Here is a 9,267-nt window from a genome sequence, read left to right on the forward strand (position 1 = left end):
AGGATGGCCTGAACTCTTCCTGTTGATGGTGGGTTTACTTGAGGAGGAAAATGATATGTCAGTAACGATTAAAAATATCTTTGATCAGACGGTTCAGAATTTCCCCATAAAAGAGGCTATCTACGACGTGAGAAGAAATATCCGTTATACGTACATTCAGTGGAATGAGCAGGTGAATAGATTGGCGGCGGTCCTTCAAGCGGAAGGAGTGCGAAAAGGGGACAGGGTCTCTACATACCTTTACAACAATGAAGAGCTTGCCACCGCATTCTTTGCCTGTGCAAAAATCGGTGCAATCTTTAATCCAATCAACTTCCGCTTAATGCCAGAGGAGCTGGCCTTCATTTTAAGTGACGCTTCTCCAAAGGTCGTTATATTCGAACAAGAATTGGAATCGACCGTTGCCGCCGTTGAGAAGCGATTTCCGGAAACGGCTTTCTGGTTTATTGATGATGAAGTGCCTGGATATGCCAAAGGTTACCGCCAAAAAATGGCCAGTATCTCATCAAAGCCAGACGAAGTGGACGTTCACGAGGATGATGTTTATGCCATCATGTATACGAGCGGGACAACCGGATGTCCAAAAGGGGTCATTCACCTTCATAAAGATATGATCAAACAAGCAGCAATTTTAATAGAGGCCATGAAGTATGAACGCTCTGATATCGGTTTGATTACTGCACCGATGTTTCATTGTGCTGAATTGCATTGTTCCTTTTTACCTCGCGTACAGGTTGGTGCCACAAATGTCATATTACATCAGTTTAATCCCAAAAAGGTTATGGAAATGATTGAATCCGAGGGGATCACCAAGTTATTTGCTGCACCAACGATGTGGAACATGCTCATTCAGGAAAACTTGGATGAGTATAAATTCCAGAGCTTGAAGCTGGGGCTTTATGGAGCAGCCCCAATGGCCCCATCACTTGTACGTGCCTGTCAGGAGAAACTTGGCATCCAGTTCATCCAAGCTTATGGAATGACTGAAATGGGTCCGGCCATCACTCTCCTATTGGAAGATGATCAAATTAGGAAAGCGGGTTCTGCCGGCAAAGCATGTTTAGATCATGAAATCATCATTGCCCGTCCGAATGACGAAGGGCCATCAGATCCCGATGATATTTTGGAACCTGGGGAAACAGGTGAAATCCTTGTGAAAGGTCCATGTATTATGCAGGGGTACTTTCAAAAAGGTGGAGAGACAGAAAAAGCGCTATACAAAGGTTGGTACCATTCCGGTGACATCGGTTTCCTAGATGAAGATGGATACCTGTGGGTCAAGGACAGAGTGGACGACATGATTATCTCTGGTGGGGAAAATATATATCCACGTGAAGTGGAAGACACACTTTATGAGCATCATGGAGTCCTCGACTGTGCAGTACTTGGTCAGCCTGATGATAAATGGGGGGGAATTGTAACGGCCTTCATTGTAGCCAAAGACCCAACGCTTGCGGAAACCGATTTAGAAACGTGGTGTAGGAACAGTGATACACTTGCGAACTATAAACGTCCAAGAAGATATATATTCTGTAATGATCTGCCTCGAAACGCAAGTGGGAAGATACAAAAATTCTTGCTTCGTAAACAGTTGGAAGAAAATGTTGATGGAAAAAGTTTGGGGAACCTTCTTTAATGCCGGGGGCAGTAGCCAAAAGGCCAAGACATATAAATTTAACCCATGAAAATCAGCTTAGGCAGCAGCTGGTATGAATTGATTCTTTAGTTGAATTAGTAAATGCATAATAATCCTGTGGAACAAATCAAAGAGAGAGAATAGTTATCCACAACAAAAATGCAGAGTACTTAGTATAACATTCCCTTTATCCACATAATCCACAGGGTTATCCAGAAATAACATTATTTTCATGTTGATAAGGTGAGTTATTGCACTTAAAGATTGTCGGTATTTTCAGAATATATCCACAATATACACAAGGTTGTGGATAAGTTATGTAAATAAAGAAAATATAAGGGGCTGATTTACAGCCCCTTGATTAGTTTCTCCTGCTTATGAGCGGCGATTATGTGCACGGCGGTCAGCTGCATTTGCCCGGGCTTGTGCCTTGACGTCTTCTTGGTCAGCCAGTTCGGAAGAATATTCAACGTCAAGTCCGTCACTTTTCAGGTTTTTAGGAACCTGAGGAAGTTTTTGTTTGTTCTTATCTCGATTATGGTGTATGTTATTTCGTCCCATGTTAGCGCCCCCTAGAGTAAAAAAGCTGGAGATGAATTCACAATTATCATCTCCAGCTTATTTTGTGTTGAGTGGCTGTTCAAAATGTAAGGGAAAAAACTCCAAACTTAACGACGGGATTTCTTCTCGGTATATCCACCAGCTCGATCTGCTTTTTTAAATTCGCGAGCATAAAGAATTGCTTGGGTACTAGTTAAGTTACTTTTCTCTTTATCGTGTTTTTTGAGCAATTAGATCATCTCCATTTCACTTAATATCCCTATTTTTTCCTAAAATGACCCTTTCATACGTGAGAATCTTCTTTTAAGATATTTTGTAAAGCTTCTTTAAGGGTTGGAAAGGAGAAAATGAATCCTTCCTCTTTAAGTTTGATGGGAAGAACATTTTGGCCTTCAAGCACAAGTATGCTCATTTCCCCCAGCAGTTTCTTGAGGAAAAAGGGAGGTACAGGTAACCAATGGGGCCTGTGAAGGACAGCTCCTATCGTTTCCCCGAATGTATCCATCTGAACGGGGTTCGGTGCCGTAAAATTGACTGGACCTTCTATCCTTGAATCGTTCATGCAGAAGATGATTGCACGGACAGCGTCATGAATATGAATCCAGGAAAGCCACTGATTCCCTTTACCCATCTTTCCTCCGCCGAAAAGTTTATAAGGTAGGACCATCATTGGCAATGCGCCTTCTTTTTCTCCCAGGATCACACCGAATCTTGTTAGGACGAACCTTTTACAGTAAGAGCGGGATTTAGCGGCTTCCTTTTCCCAAAGCTTAACAGTACGGACCAAGAAATCATCACCGATGGATTCAGAGGTTTCGGTAAATGTGTCATGGTCCGAAATACCATAATATCCGATTGCACTTGCGTTGATGATGACAGACACTTTTTCGGGCAGTATGGAAAGGATCCGGTTCATCTCTTTGGAAGCTTCGACCCTGCTTTCGACTATCCGGCGTTTTCTTTCAGGATTCCAACGCCCGCTGTTTAAAGATTCACCAGCAAGGTTAATGAAAACATCGAGCCCCTCCAAATGCTTTTCCGGCTTTGCGTCCTTGGTCAACCAGCCGATATATGTAGAATTTGTCCGTTTTTTGAACTTTTCGGGATGCCTGGTCAAAATATATATATCATGATTTTCTTTTGATAATTCATCAATAAGGGCTGTGCCGACAAAACCGCTTCCACCAGCAATGGCTATTTTCATGAAAACCACTTCCTTTCCCTATTCTTTTCTTCACTTTAACATGCCCATGTGCTTTTTTCATTTTTAGACATGCTATATCTAGAAATGGTACACGTAAACGGGTAAAGTAGGAATGGGGGTGGATTTTATGCCAAACATAACAAAAATAACAACCCAAAAAAAACGTAAAGATCGTTATAACATTTTCGTTGATGAAAAATATGCTTTCAGTGTGGACGAAGAAGTGCTATTGAAATTTCATTTGAAAAAGGGTATGGCACTCGATGGCCTGCTCCTGGCTGAAATACAATTTCATGATGAAATCCAAAAAGCATTTACTGATGCACTGAATTATTTATCATACCGGATGCGTTCGGAATCGGAAATTCGCCTTTATTTGAAAAAGAAGGAAACAGAAGAGCCGATTATAAAGGAAGCGATACATAAGCTATACAGCTTTAACTATTTAGACGACCTTGAATTTGCCAAGGCTTACGTACGGACCCATGTAAACGGAGGCAATAAAGGGCCCACTACCCTTAAGCTCGAGCTTAAGGAAAAAGGGGTACAAGAAAAGTTGGTTGTCGAGGCATTGAAGGAATACCCCTATGATATTCAGATTGAGCATGCAAGGAAACTTGCTGGAAAATCGGTCAAAAAGGAAAAAAACATTTCGGAACGGGCATTAAAGCTAAAAGTTGAACAAACCTTGTTACGGAAAGGTTTCCCGAGAGATGTCATCCTTGAAGCACTTGAAGATGTGGCGGTTGAAAAGGATGAAGATGAACAATGGGATTCTCTATGCCACCATGCCGAAAAAATGAAACGCAGATATAAAAACCATGAAGGCTTCGAATATGAACAAAAAATGAAGCAGGCATTATACCGAAAAGGTTTTCCAATAGAATTGATTGAGCGTTATCTTTCCAATCCTGAAATGGATTAAGTGCATCGATAGCCAAATCACAAAATTTTGTTTAATATAGAAGTAAATTAATATTTCATTTAAGGAGCCATATATATGAGCGACGTAAGATACAGCAAGTTGTCGGTCTATGAACTGCAGCAGGAAATTGCAGCATTGACTGAAAAAGCGAGAAAAGCAGAGCAATTGGGAATGGTTAATGAATTTTCTGTATTGGAACGGAAAGTGACGATGGCCAAGGCCTATTTATTAAATCCCGATGATTTCAAAAAAGGTGAAATATATCAAATTGAAGGCGATCCCGGTGTCTATTTCAAAATTGATTATATGAACGGTGTATTCGCCTGGGGTTACCGCTTGGGTGGAAGCGGTAAGGAAGAGGCACTGCCAATTTCAATGTTGAAATAAAAAGGAACCGGGAAGACCCCGATTCCTTTTGAATTGCCTTAATTCGATCGCTCGTTTGATGCTTTCATTCGTTCTTGAGGGTGTGTATTAATACTTCCATCTGCACGCTTTGAAGCATATCTTGCCTTTGCACGAGGCTCGCCTTGGAATTTATTATTGTTTTGGTTGGGGAATCCTTTTTGTTTATTTCGCAAGTTTTTCTCCTCCAGGCATCAGATTTATGAAAGAAGCGTTTCCGCTTACCACTAGTATGGGTAAGGGACTGTATAGTTCATTCTGTAAAAATATTGGCAATGAGGTGGTTCTAATGAATGATTACCATGAAAGGTTAACCAAGAAACTGCTTGAGAAAAATGATCACATCACGTATGAGCAAGCTTTGACTTGGGTGGAATTATTATGGGAAGATTTCGAAGCGACCTATGCAAAGGCTGGACATGAATATGCCGGAGAAGAAATGACATCACGTGTTGTTAGGACCTGGATCGATAACTACGGTGAGCATTTCCACGAATTCATTGCAAAAAATCCTAAATATCAACATTTATTAAATCAACAGAATCGATTGCATTAAAAAAGCTGATTCCAGAGGGATTCTCTGGAACCAGCCTTTTTTCAGGTAGGCAGCGACTACAAAATAATATTCAATTTCTTCTGCAACTTCGCTTCGCTAAAGATCCAACCGGTATACGAATTCAAGATATTCAAATCGCGGTCTAAATGAACTACTGCCACAAACGGGTAATAACCATTGCTGCGGTATCTTAAATCGATAAAACGGACTTCATAATATTCTTTTTTCTGCTCGATTTCAAAGCGGTAAACCGGAGAAAAGGACAGAAAGGCAGCCAAGTTGATATCCTTCTTGGCGACTTCAAGAATTTCACTTTCAGGTAATGGCACTCGATCAAACGTATCAAGAATCTTCACATACCCATTATCGGCTCGTGCCACATAATAATTCTTTTCGGTAATTACCGCTATTTTCCAGCGGTGAAAACGCATGGTCGGTGATAAAAGAATTTTCCTTGCTCCAGGAATTTGTTGCTTTACGGCTTTTTTAATGAAAGCCTGCTCCCTGAATCTGGAAATGTAATAAAGAACAAGTATTCCGTAAATCGAGAGAAATAAATAGCCTGGAGGAAATCCAAAGCCCCATAATATCAGGCCGGCAACATGTATTCCAAAAATGAACGGGTCGAATGTATTGATGACCCCTAAAGCTACCCATTTTGAAGAAATTGGCCTAAGAGCCTGGGTCCCATAAGCATTGAATATATCCACGAATACATGAAGGAATACGGCTAAAAAGGTCCAAAGCCAAAGGTGAAGGTAATTTGCTTCAGGTATGATGGCGAAAAGTGCTCCGCTGATAATCAAGGGCCAAAGTAAAACAGCGGGAATGGAATGCGTGATTCCACGGTGATTTCGTATATATACAGCGTTATTCCTTAATTTTAAAACAGTGTCAATGTCTGGAGCTTGTGATCCCAATATCGTACCTGCAATGACTGCACTTGCAGTTACTGGGCTCTGCGCAATGACAGGATCTAATGTGGCAAGACCTCCAAGAGCAATTCCCATGACAAAGTGAGTACCTGTATCCAAAAAACTAACCTCCCTGCCACAATTTGAAAAAAATGGTCTTCTCTCATCATACCGTATTTATATATTAACCATCAAATGAATATAATTATCTTATTTTCGTGCCCCAATACAAATAAATGGATATGAACATGATATTAAAAAAAGAATGACCTACTATTGGTATTCCCATTTTTGATAAGAGTGTAACATCTTTGGAGGAACTGATGTGAAAGAAATAACGATCCCGACAATAGAAAAAATAAAAATTGATGATTTTCAGAAAGATTTAGTTAGCTGGTTTCTTGAAGAACAAAGAGAATTGCCATGGAGGGAAAATAAGGACCCTTACCGTGTTTGGGTTTCTGAAATAATGCTGCAGCAAACGAGAGTGGACACGGTGATTCCATATTTCAACCGGTTTGTTGAATGGTTTCCCACACTAGAGGATTTTGCCATTGCAGATGAAGAGAAAGTCTTAAAAGCTTGGGAGGGTCTCGGATATTACTCACGGGTGAGGAATCTGCATAGTGCCGTTCAGGAAGTGAAGTCTTCCTATAATGGGATTGTACCGGACGATCCCGAGGAAATTTCCAAATTGAAAGGTGTCGGCCCTTATACAGCTGGTGCGATTCTGAGTATCGCCTATGGCAAACCGGAGCCAGCCGTCGATGGAAACGTTATGCGTGTTTTATCAAGGATATTGATGATATATGAAGATATAGCAAAGCCAAAGACTAGAAAAACCTTCGAGGCTGCCGTCAGAAAGCTGATCGATCATGATCATACTTCTGCCTTCAATCAAGCATTGATGGAACTGGGGGCATTAATCTGCACACCAGGTAAGCCTGCCTGTCTATTATGTCCCGTTCAAAGTCATTGTCTTGCATTTGAAGCAGGGGTTCAGTCGGAACTGCCGGTAAAAATCCAAAAGAAAAAAACGCGGGATGTACCAATTGTGGCTGCCGTATTGACGAATGAAAAAGGTGAATTTTTGATTCACAAGCGGGCTTCTGAAGGATTGCTAGCGAATCTTTGGGAATATCTGAATTTCGAGAACCATTCATCCCTACAGCATAAAAGGGAATTCTTCGAGAATCGGTTTCAGGAAATGTATGGTGTCAAACCGGAAATTACAGAATCACTTGTGAGAATTGAACATGTTTTCTCGCATCTTGTTTGGAAAGTGGACACGTATACGGGAATGATCAAAGAAGCCATCAGTGAAGAGACATTAAAAGAACACCAACTCAAGTGGGTGAGTGAAGCTGAGATGGAGGAGTTCGCATTTCCGGTTTCCCACCAAAAAATGATAAAGGCCTATAAAGAAAAAAAAGCGTATTGAACATTAAATAAAGGTGCTAGTGAAATTTGGTATAATCAAAGAGGATATCCGCTAAGATATCCTCTTCTTTTGTTGATTTGCAATGTCAAATCCGTATAAAATCAATCGTAAATGGTTTTCGTTCCATGAGTATAATCGGCTTCCTGCCTATTAAGTCCGCCCCTATTTTCAATTTCTTTGACGATTTCGCTATGGATACTCTGTCCTTCTTGGTTTAAATAAGGTACCATTTGTTGAAGGGAGTGATGAAAATAGGCTAGTTCACTATTTTCCCAATCCGATTTTTTCATCATCGACAACTCTGTCATATCACGTCCAACATACATAACAGTAACACTCCTTTTAAAAATGATTTTTATTACTCTGTGTTTACTCAGAAAGGATGAATAAACGAATGGAACAAAAAGTGGCACTCGTTACAGGTAGCAGTAAAGGTTTAGGTAGAAGCACGGCAATAAGGCTTGCAGAGGAAGGTTACGACCTCGTTATTAATTATGCCCGGAGCAAGTCGAAAGCATTAGAAGTGGCAGCTGAAATTGAAGCGTTGGGGCGTAAAGCTCTTGTAGTCAAGGCAAATGTAGGCGACGTTGCGAAAGTGAAGAGCATGTTCGAGGAAATCGATGCTTATTATGGACGTTTGGACATCTTCATTAATAATGCGGCATCAGGAGTACAGAGGCCATTGATGGAGCTTGAAGAATCACATTGGAACTGGACCATGGACATCAATACAAAAGCCCTCCTTTTCTGTGCACAGGAAGCGGCGAAATTAATGGAGAGGAACGGCGGAGGGAAAATCGTCAGCATAAGTTCACTAGGGTCCATTCGCTATTTGAAAAATTATACAGCCGTCGGAGTATCGAAAGCGGCGCTTGAAGCATTGACAAGATATTTAGCTGTTGAACTGGCTTCAATGAACATTTGTGTCAATGCGGTTTCTGGCGGTGTGATCGATACGGATGCCCTGAAATCCTTTCCAAATCGGGATGAAATGCTTGCTGAGGCGGCAGAACAGACTCCTGCTGGACGGATGGTCGAGGTTGAAGATATGGTGAATACCATCTTGTTTTTAATTTCGGATGGAGCGAGTATGATTCGTGGACAAACCGTTATAGTTGATGGAGGCATTTCGTTGCTTGTTTAAAATAATTGGAAAAATTTAAATGTTTTTAGTTGGATAACACTCCATCTTAATGGTTATCTTATTATCGTGGAGGTGATTATCAATGGCTAATAACAATAATAAATCACAAGCTGGTACTGACGTTCAACAAGTGAGAAAGCAAAACGCGCAATCTCAGCAAGGTCAAGGCCAATTCGGTACTGAGTTTGCAAGTGAAACAAACGTTCAACAAGTAAGACAACAAAACGCGCAATCTCAGCAAAAAAAAGGTCAAGGTCAAGCTCAAGGTCAATTTGGTACGGAGTTTGCTTCTGAAACTAACGTTCAAGAAGTGAAACAACAAAACCAAAAATCTCAAAGCAATAAAAACCAAGGCTAATTGCGGTTTTAAAAAAGAAAGGCATCCTTCTTTGAACTGTGCCCCGTTTTACGGACAGTATAAAAAAGTGCCTAAGCAGCTAATAAATGGTCCCGGTATTGTACCGGGGCCATTTTCCTTAGC

13 protein-coding genes are annotated in these 9,267 nt (G+C 40.9%); 7 read left to right on the forward strand and 6 right to left on the reverse strand.

Going from position 1 to position 9,267, the window contains the following annotated elements:
* Positions 1-55: 55 nt before the first annotated feature.
* Complete coding sequence (locus SB775_RS11880; RefSeq protein WP_410861711.1) at positions 56-1,636, forward strand: fatty acid--CoA ligase; 1,581 nt, start codon at positions 56-58, stop codon at positions 1,634-1,636.
* Between the two features lie 375 nt (positions 1,637-2,011).
* Here SB775_RS11880 and SB775_RS11885 read toward each other — a convergent pair whose 3' ends face one another.
* The 3 genes from SB775_RS11885 to SB775_RS11895 form a co-directional block, all read right to left on the reverse strand.
* Positions 2,012-2,197 (reverse strand): YfhD family protein, encoded by a 186-nt coding sequence (locus SB775_RS11885; RefSeq protein ID WP_061461725.1) that lies wholly within the window; start codon positions 2,195-2,197, stop codon positions 2,012-2,014.
* Positions 2,198-2,304: 107 nt separating this feature from the next.
* A complete protein-coding gene (locus SB775_RS11890) occupies positions 2,305-2,427 on the reverse strand; it encodes a YfhE family protein (protein WP_081088510.1) in 123 nt (40 codons plus the stop codon).
* A gap of 53 nt (positions 2,428-2,480) precedes the next feature.
* Positions 2,481-3,401 (reverse strand): TIGR01777 family oxidoreductase, encoded by a 921-nt coding sequence (locus tag SB775_RS11895; protein ID WP_410861712.1) that lies wholly within the window; start codon positions 3,399-3,401, stop codon positions 2,481-2,483.
* Between the two features lie 127 nt (positions 3,402-3,528).
* On the opposite strand from SB775_RS11895, the gene recX reads away from it, so the two are divergent.
* On the forward strand, positions 3,529-4,326 hold the full coding sequence (gene recX, locus SB775_RS11900) for a recombination regulator RecX (RefSeq protein ID WP_061461727.1): 798 nt from the start codon (positions 3,529-3,531) through the stop codon (positions 4,324-4,326).
* Positions 4,327-4,401: 75 nt separating this feature from the next.
* Positions 4,402-4,713: a YfhH family protein gene (locus tag SB775_RS11905; RefSeq protein ID WP_061461728.1), complete on the forward strand. Its 312-nt coding sequence runs from the start codon at positions 4,402-4,404 to the stop codon at positions 4,711-4,713.
* Between the two features lie 38 nt (positions 4,714-4,751).
* Here SB775_RS11905 and SB775_RS11910 read toward each other — a convergent pair whose 3' ends face one another.
* Positions 4,752-4,907, reverse strand: a complete 156-nt coding sequence (locus SB775_RS11910) for a small, acid-soluble spore protein K (protein WP_034305387.1) — start codon at positions 4,905-4,907, stop codon at positions 4,752-4,754.
* 113 nt (positions 4,908-5,020) lie between these two features.
* Here SB775_RS11910 and SB775_RS11915 point away from each other — a divergent pair, with 113 nt between their 5' ends.
* Positions 5,021-5,287 carry a YfhJ family protein gene (locus SB775_RS11915; RefSeq protein WP_061461729.1) on the forward strand — a complete coding sequence of 89 codons (267 nt, stop codon included), beginning with the start codon at positions 5,021-5,023 and terminating at the stop codon, positions 5,285-5,287.
* Positions 5,288-5,343: 56 nt separating this feature from the next.
* On the opposite strand, the gene SB775_RS11920 is transcribed toward SB775_RS11915, so the two are convergent.
* Positions 5,344-6,321 carry a metal-dependent hydrolase gene (locus SB775_RS11920; RefSeq protein WP_410861713.1) on the reverse strand — a complete coding sequence of 326 codons (978 nt, stop codon included), beginning with the start codon at positions 6,319-6,321 and terminating at the stop codon, positions 5,344-5,346.
* Positions 6,322-6,526: 205 nt separating this feature from the next.
* Between SB775_RS11920 and mutY the strand changes: the two genes are divergently transcribed.
* A complete protein-coding gene (mutY, locus tag SB775_RS11925) occupies positions 6,527-7,642 on the forward strand; it encodes an A/G-specific adenine glycosylase (protein WP_410861714.1) in 1,116 nt (371 codons plus the stop codon).
* A 101-nt stretch (positions 7,643-7,743) separates the two neighbouring features.
* Here the strand turns inward: mutY and SB775_RS11930 are convergent, their stop codons facing one another.
* Complete coding sequence (locus SB775_RS11930; RefSeq protein WP_061461732.1) at positions 7,744-7,968, reverse strand: hypothetical protein; 225 nt, start codon at positions 7,966-7,968, stop codon at positions 7,744-7,746.
* Positions 7,969-8,036: 68 nt separating this feature from the next.
* On the opposite strand from SB775_RS11930, the gene fabL reads away from it, so the two are divergent.
* Complete coding sequence (gene fabL / locus SB775_RS11935; RefSeq protein WP_061461733.1) at positions 8,037-8,786, forward strand: enoyl-[acyl-carrier-protein] reductase FabL; 750 nt, start codon at positions 8,037-8,039, stop codon at positions 8,784-8,786.
* An 82-nt stretch (positions 8,787-8,868) separates the two neighbouring features.
* Complete coding sequence (locus SB775_RS11940) at positions 8,869-9,144, forward strand: gamma-type small acid-soluble spore protein (protein ID WP_061461734.1); 276 nt, start codon at positions 8,869-8,871, stop codon at positions 9,142-9,144.
* The last annotated feature ends 123 nt before the right edge of the window (positions 9,145-9,267 follow it).

This window comes from Peribacillus sp. SIMBA_075 (genome assembly GCF_046534585.1).